At 69.2% G+C, this 22,533-nt stretch carries 7 protein-coding genes (1 of these 7 running past the window's edge); 4 read left to right on the top strand and 3 right to left on the bottom strand.

The window, feature by feature from the left end; genetic code table 11:
• Window positions 1-28 precede the first annotated feature (28 nt).
• The 4 genes from AAC979_RS10215 (at window position 29) to AAC979_RS10200 (ending at window position 6,035) form a co-directional block, all read left to right on the top strand.
• Window positions 29-670 carry a phage tail protein gene (locus AAC979_RS10215; RefSeq protein ID WP_371346721.1) on the top strand — a complete coding sequence of 214 codons (642 nt, stop codon included), beginning with the start codon at window positions 29-31 and terminating at the stop codon, window positions 668-670.
• A 155-nt stretch (window positions 671-825) separates the two neighbouring features.
• Complete coding sequence (gene recA, locus AAC979_RS10210) at window positions 826-1,902, top strand: recombinase RecA (protein WP_371346720.1); 1,077 nt, start codon at window positions 826-828, stop codon at window positions 1,900-1,902.
• A gap of 197 nt (window positions 1,903-2,099) precedes the next feature.
• Window positions 2,100-4,751, top strand: coding sequence for an alanine--tRNA ligase (gene alaS / locus AAC979_RS10205; protein WP_371346719.1), 2,652 nt, complete (start codon window positions 2,100-2,102; stop codon window positions 4,749-4,751).
• 30 nt (window positions 4,752-4,781) lie between these two features.
• A complete protein-coding gene (locus AAC979_RS10200) occupies window positions 4,782-6,035 on the top strand; it encodes a cyclic nucleotide-gated ion channel (protein ID WP_371346718.1) in 1,254 nt (417 codons plus the stop codon).
• 185 nt (window positions 6,036-6,220) lie between these two features.
• On the opposite strand, the gene AAC979_RS10195 is transcribed toward AAC979_RS10200, so the two are convergent.
• The 3 genes from AAC979_RS10195 to AAC979_RS10185 all read right to left on the bottom strand — a co-directional run.
• Window positions 6,221-6,979 carry a SapC family protein gene (locus AAC979_RS10195; RefSeq protein WP_371346717.1) on the bottom strand — a complete coding sequence of 253 codons (759 nt, stop codon included), beginning with the start codon at window positions 6,977-6,979 and terminating at the stop codon, window positions 6,221-6,223.
• Between the two features lie 68 nt (window positions 6,980-7,047).
• The gene (locus tag AAC979_RS10190) at window positions 7,048-7,650 is read right to left on the bottom strand and encodes an invasion associated locus B family protein (protein WP_371346716.1); all 603 of its coding nucleotides are present in this window, start codon (window positions 7,648-7,650) and stop codon (window positions 7,048-7,050) included.
• Window positions 7,651-7,813: 163 nt separating this feature from the next.
• A protein-coding gene (locus tag AAC979_RS10185; RefSeq protein ID WP_371346715.1) for an autotransporter-associated beta strand repeat-containing protein crosses the window boundary here: on the bottom strand, window positions 7,814-22,533 show its 3' portion. Its footprint extends 3,430 nt past the window's final position; 14,720 of the gene's 18,150 nt are visible here — the last part of the coding sequence; its start codon lies beyond the right edge, outside the window; its stop codon occupies window positions 7,814-7,816.

Here is a 22,533-nt window from a genome sequence, read left to right as displayed (position 1 = left end):
GTCACTGCGCACGCGAGGGAGGCCATATATGGAAGCCTATATTGGCGAGGTGAGGGCCTTCGCCTCGACTTTCGTCCCCCGGGGCTGGATGCTCTGCAACGGAGCTAAGCTGAATGTACAGGATTACCCGGTTCTCTATACGGTGCTTGGCTACACCTACGGGGGTGGGCAGGCCACGTTCGCGTTGCCGGATCTGATGGGGTGTGCGGTCATCGGCGCCATTGCGTCGACGGATAAGACACCCGGCTATCCCCCTGGCGAGAGAGTGGGAGACGCTGCGGTGACGCTGACATCCGTCCCCGCCCACAGCCATACGCTGACCGGCCTTTACGCCCGCAGCCAACCCTATCCCGGGCTGACGGCAACGCCGGCACCCGACACCTTGCTGGCACGCCCGACGCGACCCAACCTGCAGGATCCAGCCAAGCCGGCAACGCTTGCCTATGCCTTTGCCGCGCCCGCAAGCGTCAGTGACGGCGACGTCTTTGCCGCGGCAACATTGTCGCCGTCCGGCGGCACCGCGCTGCCGCATGAGAACAGGCAGCCTTATCTCCCGCTCCTCTATTGCATCTGCGTCGAGGGCACCTATCCCACCCCCGGACCGGTGGCGGGAGAGGCAGAGAGAGAGGAGCCGATCATTGCGGAGTCCGAGGCCGTTGGCGCGCGTTGACCGGCGGCGGCGGTAGCGATCGGCAATCCGGGTCGTCGGTGGGATTGTGCGGCCAATCGGGCGGAACATATTGCGAACATCGAACAAAAAGGGTACAAGTCGAGTAACGATCCGTCCGCCGCCCTTTTCCCTTGCGCCCAGCCCGGAGCCCGGCAATGACTCAATCGACTCTGCGACTCGTTGAAGGATCTTCCATGGACAAGTCCAAGGCGCTCGACGCCGCCCTGACCCAGATTGAGCGCCATTTCGGCAAGGGCTCGATCATGCGCCTGGGCAAGAACGACAAGATCATGGAGATCGAGACCGTCTCCACCGGGTCGCTCGGGCTCGACATCGCGCTCGGCATTGGCGGCCTGCCGCGCGGGCGCGTCATCGAGATTTTCGGGCCGGAATCCTCGGGCAAGACCACGCTCGCCCTGCACACCATCGCGGAATCGCAGAAGAAGGGTGGGGTGTGCGCCTTCATCGACGCCGAGCATGCGCTCGACCCGATCTATGCCCGCAAGCTCGGCGTCGATCTCGACAATCTGCTGATTTCGCAGCCCGATGCCGGCGAGCAGGCGCTGGAGATCGCCGACACGCTGGTGCGCTCCGGCGCGGTGGATGTGCTGGTGGTGGATTCGGTCGCCGCGCTCACCCCGCGGGCGGAACTCGACGGCGAGATGGGCGACAACCAGCCGGGCATGCAGGCACGCCTGATGAGCCAGGCGCTGCGCAAGCTCACCGCCTCGATCAACCGTTCGCACACCATGGTGATCTTCATCAACCAGATCCGCATGAAGATCGGCGTGATGTATGGCAGCCCGGAAACCACGACGGGCGGCAACGCACTGAAATTCTATGCCTCGGTCCGCCTCGACATTCGTCGCATCGGCGCCATCAAGGAGCGCGAGGAGGTTGTCGGCAACCAGACCCGCGTCAAGGTGGTGAAGAACAAGCTGGCGCCGCCCTTCAAGCAGGTCGAGTTCGACATCATGTATGGCGAGGGCGTCTCCAAGATGGGCGAGCTCATCGATCTCGGCGTCAAGGCCGGGGTGGTGGAGAAGTCCGGTGCCTGGTTCTCCTATGACAGTCAGCGCCTCGGACAGGGCCGCGAAAACGCCAAGACCTTCCTGCGCCAGCACCCGGAGATCTCCGGCCGTATCGAGGCGACGATCCGCCAGAATGCCGGCCTCATCGCCGAGCAGATCCTGGCCGGCGCGGAAGACAGCGAGGATAGCGACGGCGAGTGACCGGCGGCCGGGTGGCGCAAGGCAGCTTTGCCTCGCCGCCGCAGCCGGTCGGCATGTGCTGCAGCGCGGCGGGGACGACGCCCCGCTGCTTTCTGGACAAGGTGTTGATGCGTCGTTAGAACCGTTTCGCCCGCGCCGGACGGTGCGGGTCGGCGCCCTTCGCGGCGCTGCTATCCAGCATCGGCGGACCCGGGTTCATGAGCGGCGTAAACGAGATTCGCGCGACCTTCCTCGACTATTTCGCCCGCAACGGGCACCAGGTGGTCGACTCCTCCCCGCTCGTGCCGCGCAACGATCCGACATTGATGTTCACCAATGCCGGCATGGTGCAGTTCAAGAACGTCTTCACCGGCGTCGAGAAGCGGCCCTATTCGCGGGCGGTCACCTCGCAGAAATGCGTGCGCGCCGGCGGCAAGCACAATGATCTCGACAATGTCGGCTACACCGCGCGTCACCACACCTTCTTCGAGATGCTCGGCAATTTCTCCTTCGGCGACTATTTCAAGGAGAATGCCATCGAATTCGCCTGGAACCTGATCACGCGCGAATTCGAACTGCCGGTCGAGAAGCTGCTCGTCACCGTCTATCACGAGGATGACGAGGCGTTCGGGCTGTGGAAACGCATCGCCGGTCTCCCCGACGAGCGCATCATCCGCATCGCCACCTCGGACAATTTCTGGCAGATGGGCGATACCGGGCCCTGCGGCCCGTGCTCGGAAATCTTCTACGATCATGGCCCGCACATTTTCGGCGGCCCTCCCGGCTCGCCCGATGCCGATGGCGACCGTTTCATCGAGATCTGGAATCTCGTTTTCATGCAGTTCGAGCAACTGCCGGGCGGCGAGCGTGTGCGTCTGCCGCGCCCGTCCATCGACACCGGCATGGGCCTGGAGCGCATCTCCGCCGTGCTGCAGGGCACGCACGATAATTACGAGATCGACCTCATGCGGGCGCTCACCGGCGCGGTGGAGGAACTCACCGACGTGCCCGCCAACGGCCCGCAAAAGGCCAGCCACCGGGTGATCGCCGACCATCTTCGCGCGTCCACCTTCCTGGTGGCGGATGGCGTGCTGCCCTCCAATGAAGGGCGCGGCTATGTGCTGCGCCGCATCATGCGCCGCGCCATGCGCCATGCCCAACTGTTGGGCGCCCGCGACCCGCTGATGCACCGGCTGGTGCCAGTGCTGGTGCGCGAAATGGGGCGCGCCTTCCCTGAAATCGTGCGCGCCGAATCCCTCGTCGTCGAGACGCTGCGGCTGGAGGAAACCCGCTTCCGCAAGACGCTGGAGCGCGGCCTCTCGATCCTCGAAGCCGAGAGCGAGGGCCTTCAGTCGGGCGCCAAATTCTCCGGCGAAACCGCCTTCAAGCTCTACGACACCTATGGCTTCCCGCTCGACCTCACCGAGGATGCGCTGCGCGCGCGCGGCGTCGGCGTCGATGTCGAGGCCTTCAACACCGCCATGGCGCGGCAGAAGGCGGAGGCCCGCGCCTCCTGGTCCGGTTCCGGCGAGGCGGCGACCGACACGGTGTGGTTCGCGGTGCGCGAGGATGCTGGCGCGACCGAGTTCCTCGGCTACGATACGACGAGTGCCGAGGGGACCGTCACCGCGCTGGTCGCCGAAGGCCGGCAGGTCGCGCAGCTCGCTGCCGGCGCCACCGGGCTTGTCGTGGTGAACCAGACGCCATTCTACGGCGAATCCGGCGGCCAGGCCGGCGACACCGGAACGCTCACCGGCGAGGATGGCCTGCGCGCCCGCGTCGTCGGCACGCAGAAGAAGCTCGGCGACATCTTCGTCCATGAGGTCGAGGTGGAAAGCGGCACCCTCAAGGTCGGCAGCGCGCTGGCGCTGACGGTCGATGCCGGGCGGCGGCAGGCGATCCGCGCCAACCATTCGGCGACCCATCTGCTGCACGAGGCGCTGCGCCGGGTGCTGGGCGACCATGTCGCGCAGAAGGGCTCGCTGGTCGCGCCCGACCGCCTGCGCTTCGATTTCTCCCACCCCAAGCCGGTGGAGGAGGCCGAGCTGCGGCAGGTCGAGGATATGGCCAACCGCATCGTGCTGCGCAACGAGCCGGTCGTCACCCGTCTGATGGCGGTGGACGATGCCATCGCCTCGGGGGCCAGGGCGCTGTTCGGCGAGAAATATGGCGAGGAGGTGCGTGTCGTCAGCATGGGGACGGATCCGGGCAATGGCGCGCCCTATTCGATCGAGCTGTGCGGGGGCACCCATGTCGGCCGGACCGGCGATATCGGCCTCATCAGCGTGGTCAGCGAGTCCGCCGTCGGCGCCGGCGTGCGGCGCGTCGAAGCGATGACCGGCGACGCCGCCCGCCACGCCTTGACGGCGGATCGCCAGGCGCTGCAGGGAGCCGCTGGCCTGCTGAAGGCGCCGGTCGGCGAGGTGGAGGCGCGGATCGCCCAATTGGTGGAGGAGCGCCGCAAACTCGAGCGCGAGCTCGGCGACGCGCGGCGCAAGCTCGCCATGGGCGGCGGCGCCGGCGCGGAAGAGCCGGTGCGCAGCGTCGGCGACGTGAAGCTGCTGGCGCGCGAGGTCGCGGGCGTCGAGCCGAAGGACCTCAAAAGCCTCGTCGACGAGGGCAAGAAGCGGATCGGCTCCGGCGTGGTGGCCATTGTCGGTGTCACCGAGGATGGCCGCGCCGGCCTCGTGGTCGGCGTCACCGAGGACCTGACCGGCCGCTTCGACGCGGTGGCGCTGGTGCGGCGCGGTGCCGAGGCGCTGGGCGGCAAGGGCGGCGGCGGACGGCCCGACATGGCGCAGGCGGGCGGGCCGGATGGCGCCCGGGCGGCGGAGGCGCTGGCGGCCATCGAGAGCGCACTGGCCGGCTGATCGCGTCGGGCGGTGGGGGAGTGGCCGTTCATGGCGGCACGCAGGCAGGAGAGCGGAGCCCCGGCATCGGTCTGGCGCGCGCGGCGCCGGCGCGGCTATGAGATTCTGGAACGCGATGCCGCGCATGACCGCATCGCCCATCGGGTCGAAATCGGCCTGGTGGCGCTTATCGTGCTGAATGTCATCGTCGCCGTGCTGGAAACGGTGCCGAGCCTCTATCTGCGCGACTACCGCGCCTTTCTCGCCTTCGAGCGGCTGTCGCTGCTCGTCTTCGCGCTCGAATATGTGCTGCGCCTGTGGGTGGCGCCGGAGAATCCGCGCTATCGCGGCCTGGCTCCGTGGCGGGCGCGGCTGCGTTATGCCTGTACCGCTGTGGCGATCGTCGATCTCATCGCCTGGCTGCCTTTCGTCGTCTCGGCGCTGTTCGGCGTCAATCTCGTCACCCTGGCGATTTTCCGCCTGCTGCGCTTCATCAAGCTGGTGCGCTACTCGCCGGGCATGCAGTCGCTGCTCGAAGTGCTGCACCGCGAGAGCCAGGCGCTGATGGCGTGCTTCTGGCTGCTCTCCGCCGCCGTTCTCGTCGCCGCCTCGGCCATGTATGTCGCCGAGGGGCATGTCCAGCCCGAGCATCTCGGCTCGATCCCGGCGGCGATGTGGTGGGCGATGGCGACGGTGACGACGGTCGGCTATGGCGATGTCTATCCCGTAACGACTGCGGGGCGGATCATCGCCAGCCTCACCATGGTGACGGGCATCGTCATGATCGCCCTGCCGGTCGGCATCATCGCCACCTCCTTCGTCGATGTGATCAAGCGGCGCGATTTCGTCATCACCTGGGGCATGGTGGCGCGGGTGCCGCTGTTCGCGGATCTCGACGCGGCCGGCATCGGCGAGATCCACAAGATGCTCTCCGCCCATACCGCGCAGCCCGGCGAGGTGATCGCCCGCCGCGGCGAGGTGGCGCGGTCGATGTATTTCATCGCCTCGGGCGAGGTCGAACTGGAATTCGCCGACAGCACCCATGTTCTGGGCGAGGGGCAGTTCTTCGGCGAGATGGCGCTGCTGCACCAGACCCACCGCGCCGCCACCGCACGGGCCCGCGGCCGCTGCATGCTGCTGATGCTCGAAGCGGAAGCGCTGGCCGAAGTCATCCGGCGGCATCCGCAGATCGGCAAGCGCATCCGCGCCATGGCGAGGGATGAAGAAGGGCCGCATGCGGTGCGGCGCAGCGCTGATATTGCCGCCGGCGAACTTGCCCAGCCGCCTGCGCCGGAAGAGGCGTAGCCCCGGCCGGCTCATGAGGGCCGCCGCTCCGCGGCAGGTGGCAACCCCGCGAGCGCCGCTCCCGCATTATCAGGCAAGAGCAAGAGGACGGCATCTGCCACAGCCTCAATGTCCGCCTCTGCCGGGTGCCGGTGACGGGCGGCGGCGCCGCCCGTCTGGTCGGTCGTCTGCGCGCCCGCCTGCCGTCAGGCGGCGGGGAAGGCGCGGTTGGCGAGCCGGCGCCAGGACTGCTGCGAGGCGAGGTGCAGGATGACGAGATCGGTCCAGCCATTCGTGTGGAAGCTCTCCAGCGTCGCGCCGGAGAGGGCGCGGAACGCCGCCTCGTCGATCAGCCGGAAACCCTGAATCAGCTTCTCCGTCCCGTCCGGCAGTGTCACGCGGGCCTCGCGTGACACCAGCAGGTTTTCCGCTTCCAGCGCCGCACCGAAGGCCCGCGTGCGTTCATGTTCCACCGCATAGGCCTCGCAGAAGGCGATGGCCGCCTTGGCGGTCTCGCTGGCCGTGCCGTCCTCGTCGAACAGCGCGCGGGCGCCGTCGCGGACCACATCGGTGCTCACCTGCGCGGCGGAAAGGTCGAGCCCCAGCAGCATTGCTTCGCCCTCGGCCGGCGTCATGCCGATGAAGGGATAGCGCCGCACATAGCTCGGCACATAGTCGCCTTCCGTCCAGCCGCCATCGGCGCGCACGAACAGGTTTTCGCCCGCCGTCAAGCCGGTCACGGCGAGGGGCGCCGCGCCTTCCTCGGTCGAGAAGACGATGGGGTAGCTGCTCAGCGCATGGACGAACTCGGGGGCGACCAGCGGGATCGCCGCCGCCGCGCGGGCGAAGCCGAAATCCACGCCGTCGCGCAGCCCGATCAGGCGATGATCGGGGAAGCGCACAAGCGCGGGGGAACCGTAGAAGGGCGGAAGCCCGGGTGCAGGATTGGACGTGCCAGTCGACATGGAAGGAAGCTTTCGTCGAGAGGAGGGAACGCCGCAGCCGGATCGGCTGCGGCGATGTTGGCCCGGAATCAGGGCTTGAGGCTGGCGTCAAGCGCGGGCGCGAAGCCTTTGAACGACACGGGCAGCTTCACATCCCGCTGGGCGCCATCCTGGAAGGTGAAGCTGCCGGCCTCGGCGGAGGACTTCATGGCCTGCACCGTCGCGGCATCGAGCTGGGCCTCGGCGACGCAGACCTGCCCGCAGCGCTTATATTCGAGGTCAAGCGGCTTGCCCTTGTCGCCGATCTGCAGGCTGATGCCGGCGGGCAGCCAGACGCCCTGCGGCACCTGGATGACGATGAGCATGGGCGCCTTGGCGTCCGCCCGGCCGACGGCGATGGTCGCCACCAGCCCCTGGCCCTGGACCTGCAGCTTCTGGATGATTTCGCAGGCCTTGGCCTGGTCTTCCGGGGTGACGCAACGCATCAGCCAGTCCTGATAGGTCGCCGTGGTCTCGACCGGCTGGGAAGCGTCGGCGGCGGCCGGCGCGGCCGCGGGCGCCGGGCGCGTTGCCGCGGGGCGGGGCTGCGTGGCCGGCGCGGTGGCGGCAGGCGTCTGCTGAGCCTGTGCGGGGCCGCCGACGAGGACGCCAGCCAGAAGGACGGCGCCGACCATGTTCAAGCTCGCATGCATGTCTGTGCTCTTTCGTAAAGGCGAGGAAGGGAGAGGCGTTGGACACGGAACCCCGCCGCAGCCGCGCGGGGGCGGAGACGGTAGGATGGCGCCGAACGCGCGCGACGGAAAGCGGCACCGTGGCGCCGCCAACGGATTTTGCGAGGCCGGCCGGAACATGCGGTCAGAACCTCACCGAGAATTGGGCGGAGAACGCATTCTGGCTCGCCGTCGCGCCAAGCTGGCCGGCATAGTTGACCTGCAGCGTCACCGCGTCGGACAGGCCATAGGCGAGGCCGGCACCGACGATGAGCGTGTCCTGCTCGATCGGCACGCCCTGGATCTCGAACGGCGTGGTGCCGGAGAGGAAGCGCATCGTCGCCGAGGAGGAGGTGTCGCCGAAAGCGTGCTGCCAGCCGAGCGTCGCGCTCGGCGTCAGGGTCCGGCCGCCCACCTCGAAGGAGGTCGCGAGCCGGGCGCCGAGCGTCGAGTAGAAGGTGTCCTGCCCGTGAACATCCACGGCGAGCCCCGCTGCGGTGAGAACGCTCTCGCTCGCCGAGCTTCCGGCCACGCTGACATAGGCAAGGCCGGCGAAAGGCTCCAGCTCATAGCCGGCAAACGCCATGCGGTAGCTGGCTTCGCCGAAGATCTGCGTGGTGCCGACCATGTAGCTCGCGTCTTCGGCATTGGCGAAGCCGGAGAAGGCGACGGTGCGCTCCACGTCGATGTCGTGCCAGCTATAGGACGCGCCGCCGCGCAGCCCCAGCGCCCCGAACCGGGCGCCGAGATAGACGCCGAGATCGACATTGTCCATCGAGCCGGAGGAGGAGCGTCCCTCGACCTCGAAGGTCGAGCGGCTGTAGCCCGCCACCACGCCGGCGCGGACATTGTCGGCGATCGCCGCGTCGACGCCGCCGAGGAAGCCACCGATCGAGGAGGAGATGGTGGCGGCATTGCCATTGCCGAAGGCGTCGCCCCAGGCGCCATAGCCCTGCGCCCACAGCACCGGGGTGAGTTCCCGGCTGAGCGCGGCCGTTGCCGGGCCCGCCGCCTGCGCGGCATAGGACAGGGCGCTGCCGCCGCCGCCGACATCGGCCTGGCGGAGCCGGGCGCCGACCGCATCGCGCAGGAAGACGCTTTCCTGCTGGATGACGGTGTTGACGGAGGGGTAGATCTCGCCGCTGAGCTGGTTGAAGGCCGGCGCCACCGCCGCCTCCGGCAGCATCACGATCGCCTCATACACCGCATTGCCTTCGCCAAGGGCCTGCGCCGCCACCGCGACTTCCGCCTGGTTGGGCGTGTTGGCGTAGGCGACGAAGTCGGTGCCGGTATAGACGAGGTTCAGATAGACGTTCTGCGTGTCGTAGGTCAGCGTCGGCCGCAGGAAGGCGTAATTCGAGGTCACGCTGCCGAATGTGCCGGTCAGCGTGCCCGATGTGGTGAGGATGGTGAGCGTGTCCTGCCGGTCATAGGTGCCCGCCGCCGCCGTCACCTTGACGCTCGCCCCGGAGGACAGCGTCACATTGCCGGAGGCGACGATGAGGTCATGCGCGCCCTCCGGCGTCACGTCGACGGCATAGATCGAGCCCGTGTTGAAGACGACCGGCCCGTTGACCGTGAGCGTGCCCGGCGAATAGCCCGGCGACACGGTGCCGCCGCTATTGACGGTCAGGCCGCCGATCGTCGCCGAACCGCTGAGCACGGCGCCGGAATCCACCACGAAGTTCGCCTCGGAAGACGTGTCGAGGGCGAGAACCGTGCCGGTATCTTCCAGCGTGACCGTGCCTGCGACGGAGCCGGCGAACAAGGCCGTGCCGCCGCCGCTCAGGGTCAGCGTGCCGGTGCCGGTGATGTCGCCGGCCACGGTGTAGGTGTCCGAGCGGTTGAACACCAGATTGGCGTTGTTGACGATGTCGCCGCTGATCATGCCGGTGGTGCCGCCATCGCCGATCTGCAGCGTGCCAGCGGAGATGGTGGTGATGCCGGTGAAGCTGTTCTCCCCCGTCAGGATCAGCGTGCCGGTGCCGGTCTTCTCCAGGCCGCCGCCGCCGGAGATGACGCCGGAGACGATCAGCGTCTCTCCGCCATCCACTTCGATCGCCGCGTCCGCAGGCGAACTGGTCGCGGTCGACAGGACCACGCCGCCCGCGAAGGTGAAGCTGTCGCTGGCCTGCAGCGTCGCTCCGCGCTCAATGGTGAGCCCGCCCGTGCCGAGCGCCTGCGCGGAAAGCACACGCAGCGTGCCGGCGGCGATGGTGGTGCCGCCTTCATAGCTGTTGGCGCCGGTGAGGGTCAGCGTGCCCGTGCCCATCTGCGTGAGCGAACCGGTGCCGGAGATCGCCCCGGCAAAGCTGGTGTCGCTGGAGAGATTGAACGCCAGCAGGGCATTGTTGACCACATCGCCCTGGATCGACCCCGTCGTGCCGCCATCGCCGATCGCCAGCGTGCCGCCGGAGATGGTGGTGCCGCCCGCATAGTCGTTGCTGCCGGTGAGCACCAGCGTGCCGGCGCCCAGCTTGGTCAGCGTGCCGGTGCCGGTGATCGTGCCGGTGAAGCTGACATCGTCGGAGCGGTTGAACACCAGGCTGGCATTGTTGACGATGTCGCCCAGCACGGAGCCGGTCGTGCCGCCATCGCCGATCGCCAGCGTGCCGGCCGTGATCGTGGTGCCGCCCTCATAGCTGTTCGTGCCGGTGAGGATCAGCGTGCCGTAATCGGTCTTCTCCATGCCGACCGTGCCGGCGATCTCGCTGGCGATGGTGGCGATGGTGGTGGAACTCGCCTCGGTGCCGTCGCCGACGCGGATCTTGGTCGGCGCGCTGCCGGTGAGGGTGAGCGCGTCGCCGGAGAGCGTGTAGCCCGAGGTGACGAACTGCATGCCGTCGGCGCCGACCGCGCCGTCGTCCGTGTCGATGGTCACCGTGCCGGCGGTGCCCTGGAACACGGCGAAGCCGCCCTTCCAGGCCTGCGGGATGGTGCCGGAGGCGTTGGTCCAGTTGGCATCGCCGCTCGCCGCGGTCCAGGTGCCGGTGCCGCCTTCGACGGTCTGGGTCGGCGTGGTGGTGGTGCCGTTCCAGAACTGGATCGCGGCGTCGGTGCCCTCGACCACGAGATTGACCTGGCCCTCGACCGAGGTCTGCACCCCGCCGACATAGCCATCGCCGAGCGCGGCGACGCTCATGCCATTATTGGTCAGCGTGCCGTCATAGGCGATGACGGTGTAGATGCCGGCGCCGAAGCCGGTGTCCTGGGTGACGTTGAGCGTGCCGTCCAGCGTCACATCGCCGGAGACGGTGAACACGCCGCCCGCGCTGGTGGCGCCGAGCGTGACATCGACATTGGAGCTGGCATTGAGCACCAGGCCGCCCATGGTGAGGCCGCTGCCCTGCACGCCGGCGAGGGTGCCGCCATCGGCCACGGAGACGGTGCCGGCGAGCGAGCCGGAGCCCTGCAGCGTGGCGCCGCTCGCCACCCCGGCGCCGCCGCCGACGGAGCCGGTGAGCGCCACCGTGCCGGACTCGATGTCGAGCGTGCCGGTGAAGCTGCTGCTGCTGCCCGACAGGGTCAGCGTGCCGCTGCCGGTCTTGGTGAGCGTGCCGGTTCCGGCGATCGCGCCGGCGAAGTCGGTGCTGCTATTGTCGCCGCCCAGGGCCAGGGTGTGGCTGCCGAGGCCGAGGCTGCCGGCGCCGGCGAGCGCGCCGATGGTCTCGTCATCGCCGAGCGTGACGCCGGCGCCCGAGGCGATGGTGAGGAGGGCGGTATCGGAGAGCGAGGATCCGCCGCTCAGCGCCAGCGTGCCGGCCGACACGGTGGTGGCGCCGGTGAAGCTGTTCTCGCCCGACAGGGTCAGCGTGCCCGCGCCCAGCTTGGTGAGCGTGCCCGAGCCGGAGATCGCGCCGGTGAAGCTTGTCGCATCCGAGCGGTTGAACACCAGGCTGGCATTGTTGACGATGGCGCCGGTGATCGAGCCGGTCGAACCGCCCGCGCCGACCTGCAGCGTGCCGGCGGCGATGGTGGTGCCGCCCTCGTAGTCGTTGCTGCCGGTGAGCACCAGCGTGCCGCTGCCGGACTTGGTGAGCGAACCCGTGCCGGTGATGTCGCCGGACAGGGTCAGCGTGGTCTCAGTGTCGGTGCTGAAGGTGCCGGCGCCGGCGAGGGTGACCGCGCGGGCCGAGGAGAAGGTGGCCGTCGTGTTCAGCGTGCCGCCATTGAGCGTCAGCCCGCTGTCGGTGTCGCCGAGAGTGCCGTCCGAGGCCACCTGCAGCGTGCCGCCGGAGATGGTGGTGCCGCCCTCGTAGTCGTTGCTGCCGGTCAGCACCAGCATGCCGGCGCCGGCCTTGGTCAGGCCGCCGGTGCCGGTGATGTCGCCGGACAGGGTCAGCGTGGTCTCAGTGTCGGTGCTGAACGTGCCGGCGCCGGCGAGGGTGATCGCGCGCGCCGAGGTGAAGGTGGCCGTCGTGTTCAGCGTGCCGCCGTCGAGCGTCAGCCCGCCATCGGTGTCGCCGAGATTATTGTCGGCGCCGATCGCCAGCGTGCCGCCGGAGATGGTGGTGCCGCCCTCGTAGTCGTTGCTGCCGGTCAGCACCAGCGTGCCGGCCCCGGTCTTGGTCAGCGTGCCGGTGCCTTCGATCGTGCCGGTGAAGCTGACATCGTCGGAACGGTTGAACACCAGGCTGGCATTGGTCTCGATGTCGCCCAGCACGGAGCCGGTGGTGCCGCCATCGCCGATCGCCAGCGTGCCGGCCGTGATCGTGGTGCCGCCCTCATAGCTGTTCGTCCCGGTGAGAACGAGCGTGCCGTAATCGGTCTTCTCCAGCCCCACCGTGCCGGCGATCTCGCTGGCGATGGTGGCGATGGTGGTGGAACTCGCCTCGGTGCCGTCGCCGACGCGGATCGTCGCCGGGCCGGTGCCGGTGAGGGTGAGCGCGTCGCCGGAGAGCGTGTAGCCCGAGGTGACGAACTGCATGCCGCCGGCGCCGACCGCGCCGTCATCCGTGTCGATGGTCACCGTGCCGGCGGTGCCCTGGAACACGGCGAAGCCGCCCTTCCAGGCCTGCGGGATGGTGCCGGAGGCGTTGGTCCAGTTGGCATCGCCGCTGGCCGCGGTCCAGGTGCCGGTGCCGCCTTCGACGGTCTGGGTCGGCGTGGTGGTGGTGCCGTTCCAGAACTGGATCGCGGCGTCGGTGCCCTCGACCACGAGATTGACCTGGCCCTCGACCGAGGTCTGCACCCCGCCGACATAGCCATCGCCGAGCGCGGCGACGCTCATGCCATTATTGGTCAGCGTGCCGTCATAGGCGATGACGGTGTAGATGCCGGCGCCGAAGCCGGTGTCCTGGGTGACGTTGAGCGTGCCGTCCAGCGTCACATCGCCGGAGACGGTGAACACGCCGCCCGCGCTGGTGGCGCCGAGCGTGACATCGACATTGGAGCTGGCATTGAGCACCAGCCCGCCCATGGTGAGGCCGCTGCCCTGCACGCCGGCGAGGGTGCCGCCATCGGCCACGGAGACGGTGCCGGCGAGCGAGCCGGAGCCCTGCAGCGTGGCGCCGCTCGCCACCCCGGCGCCGCCGCCGACGGAGCCGGTGAGGGCGAGGGTGCCGGACTCGATGTCGAGCGTGCCGGTGAAGCTGCTGCTGCTGCCCGACAGGGTCAGCGTGCCGCTGCCGGTCTTGGTGAGCCCGCCGGTTCCGGTGAGGGCGCCGGCGAAGTCGGTGCTGCTATTGTCGCCGCCCAGGGTCAGGGTGTGGCTGCCCAGCGCGAGGCTGCCGGCGCCGGCGAGCGAGCCGATGGTCTCGTCATCGCCGAGCGTGACGCCGGCGCCCGAGGCGATGGTGAGGAGGGCGGTGTCGGAGAGCGAGGCGCCGCCGCTCAGCGCCAGCGTGCCGGCCGACACGGTGGTGGCGCCGGTGAAGCTGTTCTCGCCCGACAGGGTCAGCGTGCCCGCGCCCAGCTTGGTGAGCGTGCCCGAGCCGGAGATCGCGCCGGCGTAGCTCAGCGCATCCGAGCGGTTGAACACCAGGCTGGCATTGTTGACGATGTCGCCGGTGAGCGACCCCGTCGAACCGCCGGCGCCGATCGAGAGCGTGCCGGCCGAGACAGTGGTGCCGCCCTCGTAGTCGTTGCTGCCGGTCAGCACCAGCGTGCCGGCGCCGGTCTTGGTGAGCGCGCCGGTGCCGGTGATGTCGCCGGACAGGGTCAGCGTGGTCTCAGTGTCGGTGCTGAACGTGCCGGCGCCGGTGAGGGTGATCGCGCGGGCGGAGGTGAAGGTAGCCGTCGTGTTCAGCGTGCCGCCATTGAGCGTCAGCCCGCCATCGCTGTCGCCGAGATTATTGTCGGCGCCGATCGCCAGCGTGCCGCCGGAGATGGTGGTGCCGCCCGCATAGTCGTTGCTGCCGGTGAGCACCAGCGTGCCGCTGCCGGACTTGGTGAGCGAACCCGCGCCGGTGATGTCGCCGGACAGGGTCAGCGTGGTCTCAGTGTCGGTGCTGAAGGTGCCGGCGCCGGCGAGGGTGATCGCGCGGGCCGAGGTGAAGGTGGCCGTCGTGTTCAGCGTGCCGCCGTCGAGCGTCAGCCCGCCATCGCTGTCGCCGAGAGTGCCGTCCGAGGCCACCTGCAGCGTGCCGCCGGAGATCGTGGTGCCGCCCTCGTAGTCGTTGCTGCCGGTCAGCACCAGCGTGCCGGCCCCGGTCTTGGTGAGCGCGCCGGCGCCGGTGATGTCGCCGGACAGGGTCAGCGTGGTGTCTGCGTCGGTCTGGAACGTGCCGGCGCCGGTGAGGGTGACCGCGCGGGCCGAGGAGATGTCCGCCGTCGTCTGCAGCGTGCCGCCATTGAGCGTCAGCCCGCCATCGCTGTCGCCGAGATTATTGTCGGCGCCGATCGCCAGCGTGCCGGCGTTGATCGTGGTGCCGCCCTCGTAGTCGTTGTCGCCGGTCAGCACCAGCGTGCCGGCCCCGGTCTTGGTGAGCGAACCCGTGCCGGAGATGTCGCCGGACAGGGTCAGCGTGGTCTCAGTGTCGGTGCTGAACGTGCCGGCGCCGGTGAGGGTGATCGCGCGGGCGGAGGTGAAGGTGGCCGTCGTGTTCAGCGTGCCGCCGTCGAGCGTCAGCCCGCCATCCGTGTCGCCGAGATTGCCGTCCGAGGCCACCTGCAGCGTGCCGCCGGAGATGGTAGTGCCGCCCGCATAGTCGTTGTCGCCGGTGAGGATGAGCGTGCCGCTGCCGGACTTGGTGAGCGCGCCGGTGCCGGTGATGTCGCCGGACAGGGTCAGCGTGGTCTCAGTGTCGGTGCTGAAGGTGCCGGCGCCGGTGAGGCTGACCGTGCGGGCCGAGGTGAAGGTGGCCGTCGTGTTCAGCGTGCCGCCATTGAGCGTCAGCCCGCCGTCGGTGTCGCCGAGATTATTGTCGGCGCTGATCGCCAGCGTGCCGCCGGAGATGGTGGTGCCGCCCGCATAGTCGTTGCTGCCGGTCAGCACCAGCGTGCCGGCCCCGGTCTTGGTCAGGCCGCCCGCGCCGGTGATGTCGCCGGACAGGGTCAGCGTGGTGTCTGCGTCGGTGCTGAACGTGCCGGCGCCGGTGAGGCTGATCGCGCGGGCCGAGGAGAAGGTGGCCGTGGTCTGCAGCGTGCCGCCGGCGAGGGTGAGGCCGCCGGTGGTGGCGCCGAGATTGGCGTTGCTGCCGATCGACAGCGTGCCGGCATTGATCGTCGTGCCGCCCTCATAGGCGTTGTCGCCGGTGAGGATGAGCGTGCCGGCCCCGGTCTTGGTGAGCGCGCCAGCGCCGGTGATGTCGCCCGACAGGGTCAGTGAGGTGTCGGCGTCGGTGCTGAAGGTGCCCGCAGCGGTGAGGCTCACGCTGCGCGCCGAGGTGAAGGTGGCGGTGGTCTTGAGCGTGCCGCCGGCGAGGATGAGCCCGCCCTCCTCATCGCCCATATTATCGTCTGCGCTGACCTGCAGCGTGCCGGCGGAGATCGTCGTGCCGCCGCGGTAGCTTCGGTCGCCGGAGAGGGTCAGCGTGCCGGTGCCGGCCTGGGTCAGCGAGCCCGAGCCGCTGACGGCATAGATGAAGGTGATGTCGTCGGAGCGGTTGAAGACGAGGGCGCCCTGATTGCTTATATCGCCCAGCAGCGCGCCCGAGGTGCCGCCGTCGCCGATCTGCAGCGTGCCGGCGGTGATGAAGGCACCGCCATCATGTTCGGTATTGGCGCCGGTGAGAACGAGGGTGCCGGCACCCGTCTTGGTGAGGGCACTGCTGCCGGAGATGTCGCCGGACAGGGTCAGCGTGGTGTCGCTGGCCACCTCGAAGGTGCCGGTGCCGGTGAGAGTTACGGAGCGGCCGGTCTCGAAGCTCGCGGTCGTCTTGAGCGTGCCGCCATCGAAGGTCAGCCCACCCGACTCCTCGCCGAGATTGAGGTTGTTGCTGACCGAGAGCGTGCCGGCGTTCAGCTCGGTGCCGCCCCGATAGGTGTTCTCGCTGGTGAGAACCAGCGTGCCGGCGCCCGCCACCACGAGCGCGCCATCGCCTTCGAGGGGGCCGGTGAGGGTGAGCGTCGTCTCGTCCGCCACGGCGAAGACGCCGTCGGCGGTGAAGTCGGCACGGCGGCCCGAGCTGAAGCTCTGCGTCGTGGCGAGCGTGCCGCCGGTGAAGATGATCGCCCCCGACTCCTGGCCGAGATTTTCGTCGGCGCTGATCGAGAGCGTGCCGGCGGCGATGGTGGTGTTGCCGTTGACGTTGTCGTCGCCGGTGTAGCTGTTGCTGCCGGTCAGCACCAGCGTGCCGGCGCCGGTCTTGGTCAGGCCGCCGATGCCGGAGATGGTGCCCGACAGGGTCAGCGTGGTCTCAGCGTCGGTGCTGACGGTGCCGGCGCCGGTGAGGGTGATGGCGCGGGCCGAGGAGAAGGTGGCCGTGGTCTTGAGCGTGCCGCCGGCGAGGGTGAGGCCGCCGTCGGTGGCGCCGAGATTGTCGTCGGCGCCGATCGACAGCGTGCCGGCATTGATCGTGGTGCCGCCGGAATAGGTGTTGGTGCCGGTCAGAACCAGCGTGCCGGTGCCGGTCTTGATCAGCCCGCCCGTGCCGGAGATCGTGCCGGAGAAACTGGTGCTGCTGTTGTCGCCGCCGGTGGTGAGGGTCTTGCTGCCGAGGGAGAGACTTCCCGCGCCGGCCAGCGAACCGACCGTCTCGTCCTCGCCGAGCGTGACGCTGGCGCCGTCCTCGATGGTGAGGCTGGCCGTGTCGGAGAGCGACGACCCGCCGCTCAGCGCCAGCGTGCCGGCCGACACCGTGGTGGCGCCGGTGAAGCTGTTCTCGCCGGTGAGCGTGAGCGTGCCGGCGCCGGTCTTGGTCAGGGTGCCGGAGCCGGTGACCTCGCCGGACAGGGTCAGCGTGGTGGAGTCGTCGGTGCTGAACGTGCCCGCAGCGGTGAGGCTCACGCTGCGCGCCGAGGTGAAGGTGGCGGTGGTCTTGAGCGTGCCGCCGGCGAGGATGAGCCCGCCCTGGTCATTGCCCATATTATCGTCGGCGCTGACCTGTAGCGTGCCGGCGGAGATGGTCGTGCCGCCGCGGTAGCTTCGGTCGCCGGAGAGGGTCAGCGTGCCGGTGCCGGCCTGGGTCAGCGAGCCCGAGCCGCTGACGGCATAGATGAAGGTGATGTCGTCGGAGCGGTTGAAGACGAGGGCGCCCTGATTGCTGATATCGCCCAGCAGCGCGCCGGAGGTGCCGCCGTCGCCGATCTGCAGCGTGCCGGCGGAGATGGTGGCGCCGCCATCATGCGCGGTATTGGCGCCGGTGAGAATGAGGGTGCCCGCACCCGTCTTGGTGAGGACACCGCTGCCGGAGAGCTCGCCGGCCAGCGTCAGCGTGGTGGCGGTGGCCACCTGGAAGGTGCCGTTGCCGCTGAAGACGACCGCGCGGTTCGAGGAGAAGGAGGCGGAGGTGGCGAGCGTGCCGCCCTCGAAGGTGAGCGCGCCGGAGCTGGCGCCGAGATTGGCGTCGGCGGCGACGGACAGCGTGCCGGCGGCGATGGCGGTGCCGCCCTCATATTCGTTGCTGCCCGACAGCACCAGCGTGCCGGCGCCGGCCTTGGTCAGGCCGCCCTCGCCGGAAATCTCGCCCGACAGGGTCAGGGTCTTGTCCGCATCGGTGCTGAATGTGCCGGCGCCGGTGAGGGTGACGGCGCGGCCGGTCTCGAAGCTCGCGGTGGTCTTGAGCGTGCCGCCATTGAAGGTCAGCCCACCCGACTCCTCGCCGAGATTGAGGTTGTCGCTGACCGAGAGCGTGCCGGCGTTCAGCTCGGTGCCGCCCCGATAGGTGTTCTCGCTGGTGAGCACCAGCGTGCCGGCGCCCGCCACCACGAGCGCGCCATCGCCTTCGAGGGGGCCGGTGAGGGTGAGCGTCGTCTCGTCCGCCACGGCGAAGACGCCGTCGGCGGTGAAGTCGGCACGGCGGCCCGAGGTGAAGCTCTGCGTCGTGGCGAGCGTGCCGCCGGTGAAGATGATCGCCCCCGACGCATCGCCGAGATTGGCGTCGGCGCTGATCGACAGCGTGCCGGCGGCGAGGGTGGTGTCGCTGGCGACGTTGTCGTCGCCGCTATAGCTGTTGCTGCCGGTGAGGATGAGCGTGCCGGCGCCGGTCTTGGTCAGTCCGCCTATGCCGGAGATGGTGCCGGACAGGGTCAGAGTGGTGTCGGCATCGGTGCTGACGGTGCCGGAGCCGGTGAGGGTGACGGCGCGGGCCGAGGAGAAGGTGGCCGTGGTCTTGAGCGTGCCGCCGGTGAAGGTGAGGCCACCGTCCGTGTCGCCGAGATTGGCGTCGCTGCTGATCGACAGCGTTCCGGCAGCGATGGTCGTGCCGCCGGTGTAGGTGTTGCTGCCCGACAGCGTCAGCGTGCCGGTGCCGGCCTTGGTGAACGTGCCGTCGCCGGAGATCGTGCCGGAATAGGTGAGGTCATCGCTGCGGTTGAACGCCAGAGTGGTGCCGCTGGCGAGGCTGACGGCGCCGGTGATGCTGCCGGTGGTGCCGCCCTCGCCGATCTGCAGCGTGCCGGCGGAAACCGTTGTGCCGCCGATATAGGTGTTGGTGCCGCTCAGCGTGAGCGTCCCGTCGCCATTCTTGAGCAGCGTGCCGGCACCGGAGACGGCTCCGGAATAGGTGAGGTCATTGCTGCGGTTGAACGCCAGGGTGGTGCCGCTGGCGATGGCCACATTGCCGGCAATGCTGCCGGTTGTTGTATTGTTGCCGATCTGCAGGGTTCCGGCGGAAACGGTGGTGCCGCCGGTGTAGGTGTTGGTGCCGGAGAGCACCAGCGTGCCGGCGCCGGTCTTGGTGACCTTGCCGCTGCCCGAAATCTCGCCGGAGAGCGTGGCGGAACCGCTCGCCACCTGCAGCGACGCGGTCATGCTGCTGTTCACCGTCAGCGCATTGGCGACCGCGAGGTTATTGGCGAGGGTGAGAGTGGCGCTGCTGTTGAACGTCACCGTGCCGGTGCCGAGCGCGCTGTTCGACTGCACCGCGAGCGTGCCGGCGGAGATCGTCGTGCCGCCCGTGTAGGTATTGCTGCCGGAGAGCGCCAGCGTGCCGGCGCCGGACATGGTGAGGCCGCCGTCGCCGGAGATGACGCCCGTCAGGGTGAGCGTCGTGGTCGTATTCGGTGCGAAGTTGCCGGAGCCGGTGAGGCTTACCGCGCGGGCGGAGCTGAGGGACCCTGTCGTCTGCAGCTTGCCGCCCGTGCCGGTGAAGGTCAGGCCGCCGTTGGCGTCGCCGAGATTGCCGTCGCTGCTGATCGACAGCGTGCCTCTGGCGATGGTCGTGCCGCCGCCATAGGTGTTGACGCCGCTCAGCGTCAGCGTGTTGCTGCCGTCCTTGACGACGCGACCGTCTCCCGAGATGGCGTAATTATAGGTTACATTGTTGCTGCGGTTGAACATCAGGGTGGCGCCGCTGGCGACGCTGACCGAACCGGCGATGCTGCCACTCGTGCTACCACTGCCAAGGGACAGCGTGCCGCCGGCGACGATGGTCTCGCCGGTGTAGGTGTTGGCGCCGGTGAGCTGCAGCGTGCCGTCGCCGGCCTTGGTCAGCTTCCCGTCGCCGGAAATGACGCCCGACAAGGTGAGTGTCTCGTCGGCAGTGATGCTGAACGTGCCGTCGCCTGTGAGGATGGTCTTGCGGCTGGACGTGAAGCTGTCGGTGATCCGCAGCGTACCGCCGGTGAAGGTGAGGTTGCCGCTGTTGTTGCCGAGATTGGCGTTGGCGCTGATCACCAGCGTGCCCGCCGCCAGCGTCGTGCCGCCGGTGTAGGTGTTGGTGCCGGAAAGGGTGAGCGTTCCCGCGCCGGTCTTGGTGACCGCGCCGCTGCTGCCGGAGATCACGCCGGAGAGGGTTGCGGAGCCGCTGGCCACCTGCAGCGAGGCGGTCACGCTGCTGTTCACCGCCAGCGCATTGGCCACCGCGAGGGTGTCGGCGAGGGCGAGGGTGGCGTTGCTGCTGAACGTCACCGTGCCGGTGCCGAGCGCGGTGTTCGCCTGCATCGCGAGCGTGCCGGCGGAGATCGTCGTGCCGCCGGTATAGGTGTTGGTGCCGGAAAGGGTCAGCGTGCCGGCGCCGGTCTTGGTCAGCGAACCCGTGCCGGAGATGTCGCCGGACAGGGTAAGGGTGGTCGCGCTGTCGGTCTGGAACGTGCCGGAGCCGGAGAGGGTGATGGCGCGGGCGGAAGTGATGTCCGCCGTGGTCTGCAGCGTGCCGCCATTGAGCGTCAGCCCGCCGTCGGTGTCGCCGAGATTGGCGTCGTCGCCGATCTGCAGCGTGCCGGCGGCGATGGTGGTGCCGCCCGCATAGTCGTTGCTGCCGGTCAGCACCAGCGTGCCGGCGCCGGTCTTGGTCAGCGCACCCGCGCCGGTGATGTCGCCGGACAGGGTCAGCGTGGTGTCTGCGTCGGTGCTGAAGGTGCCGGCCCCGGTGAGGCTCACGCTGCGCGCCGAGGTGAAGGTGGCGGTGGTCTTGAGCGTGCCGCCGGCGAGGATGAGCCCGCCCTGGTCATTGCCCATATTATCGTCGGCGCTGACCTGTAGCGTGCCGGCGGAGATGGTCGTGCCGCCGCGGTAGCTTCGGTCGCCGGAGAGGGTCAGCGTGCCGGTGCCGGCCTGGGTCAGCGAGCCCGAGCCGCTGACGGCATAGATGAAGGTGATGTCGTCGGAGCGGTTGAAGACGAGGGCGCCCTGATTGCTGATATCGCCCAGGAGCGCGCCCGAGGTGCCGCCGTCGCCGATCTGCAGCGTGCCGGCGGAGATGGTGGCGCCGCCGTCATGCGCGGTATTGGCGCCGGTGAGAATGAGGGTGCCCGCACCCGTCTTGGTGAGGACACCGCTGCCGGAGAGGGCGCCGGCCAGCGTCAGCGTGGTGTCGCTGGCCACCTGGAAGGTGCCGTTGCCGCTGAAGACGACCGCGCGGTTCGAGGAGAAGGAGGCGGAGGTGGCGAGCGTGCCGCCCTCGAAGGTGAGCGCGCCGGAGCTGGCGCCGAGATTGGCGTCGGCGGCGACGGACAGCGTGCCGGCGGCGATGGTGGTGCCGCCCTCATATTCGTTGCTGCCCGACAGCACCAGCGTGCCGGCGCCGGCCTTGGTCAGGCCGCCCTCGCCGGAGATGGTGCCGGACAAAGTGAGGGTCTTGTCCGCATCGGTGCTGAATGTGCCGGCGCCGGTGAGCAGCACGGAGCGGCCGGTCTCGAAGCTCGCCGTGGCTTGCAGCGTGCCGCCATCGAAGGTCAGCCCACCCGACTCCTCGCCGAGATTGAGGTCGTCGCTGACCGAGAGCGTGCCGGCGTTCAGCTCGGTGCCGCCCCGATAGGTGTTCTCGCTGGTGAGAACCAGCGTGCCGGCGCCCGCCACCACGAGCGCGCCCTCGCCTTCGAGGGGGCCGGTGAGGGTGAGCGTCGTCCCGGTCGCCACAGCGAAGACGCCGTCGGCGGTGAAGTCGGCACGGCGGCCCGAGCTGAAGCTCTGCGTCGTGGCCAGCGTGCCGCCGGTGAAGATGATCGCCCCCGACTCCTGGCCGAGATTCTCGTCGGCGCTGATCGAGAGCGTACCGGCGGCGATGGTGGTGTCGCCGCTGACATTTTCGTCGCCGGTGTAGCTGTTGCTGCCGGTCAGCACCAGCGTGCCGGCGCCGGTCTTGGTCAGGCCGCCGATGCCGGAGATGGTGCCCGACAGGGTCAGAGTGGTGTCGGCATCGGTGCTGACGGTGCCGGAGCCGGTGAGGGTGACGGCGCGGGCCGAGGAGAAGGTGGCCGTGGTCTGCAGCGTGCCGCCGGTGAAGGTGAGGCCACCGTCCGTGTCGCCGAGATTGGCGTCGCTGCTGATCGACAGCGTTCCGGCAGCGATGGTCGTGCCGCCGCTATAGGTGTTGCTGCCGCTCAGCGTCAACGTGCCGGTGCCGGCCTTCACCAGCGTGCCGACCTCATCCGTGACATTGGCGATGACCCCGGAGAGGGTGAGCGTGGTGTCGGCGTCGGTGCTGAATGTGCCGGCGCCGTTGAGGGCCACCGTGCGGGCGGAGGTGAAGCTGTCCGTCGTCTGCAGCGTGCCGCCCGCGAGGGTGAGCCCGCCGCTGGTACCGCCGAGATTGTCGTCGCCGCTGATGGACAGCGTGCCGGCGTTGATCGTGGTGCCGCCGGTATAGGTGTTGGTTCCGGTCAGGACCAGCGTGCCGGCGCCGGCCTTGGTCAGCGCGCCGGCGGAGACGGTGCCGGACAGGGTCAGCGTGGTGCCGGTGGCGGTGCTGATGGTGGCCGCGCCGAACAGCAACACATTCCGCGTGGAGGTGATGTCCGCCGTGGTCGACAAGGTGGCGCCGGTGTACAGGCCCAGCGCGCCGCTCTCCGCACCGAGATTACCGTCGGAGGCGATCTCCAGCG

The organism is Ancylobacter sp. IITR112 (assembly GCF_041415945.1).
Taxonomy (GTDB): Bacteria; Pseudomonadota; Alphaproteobacteria; order Rhizobiales; family Xanthobacteraceae; genus Ancylobacter.
The sequence above is the reverse complement of the archived record's forward strand: the minus strand, read 5'-3'. Positions and strand labels throughout refer to the sequence as shown.

Bases quoted from the DNA above. Each gene is read 5' to 3' on its own strand.
- AAC979_RS10215 (WP_371346721.1), top strand. From the start codon at position 29: ATGGAAGCCTATATTGGCGAGGTGAGGGCCTTCGCCTCGACTTTCGTC.
- recA (WP_371346720.1), top strand. From the start codon at position 826: ATGACTCAATCGACTCTGCGACTCGTTGAAGGATCTTCCATGGACAAG.
- alaS (WP_371346719.1), top strand. From the start codon at position 2,100: ATGAGCGGCGTAAACGAGATTCGCGCGACCTTCCTCGACTATTTCGCC.
- AAC979_RS10200 (WP_371346718.1), top strand. From the start codon at position 4,782: ATGGCGGCACGCAGGCAGGAGAGCGGAGCCCCGGCATCGGTCTGGCGC.
- AAC979_RS10195 (WP_371346717.1), bottom strand. From the start codon at position 6,979: ATGTCGACTGGCACGTCCAATCCTGCACCCGGGCTTCCGCCCTTCTAC.
- AAC979_RS10190 (WP_371346716.1), bottom strand. From the start codon at position 7,650: ATGCATGCGAGCTTGAACATGGTCGGCGCCGTCCTTCTGGCTGGCGTC.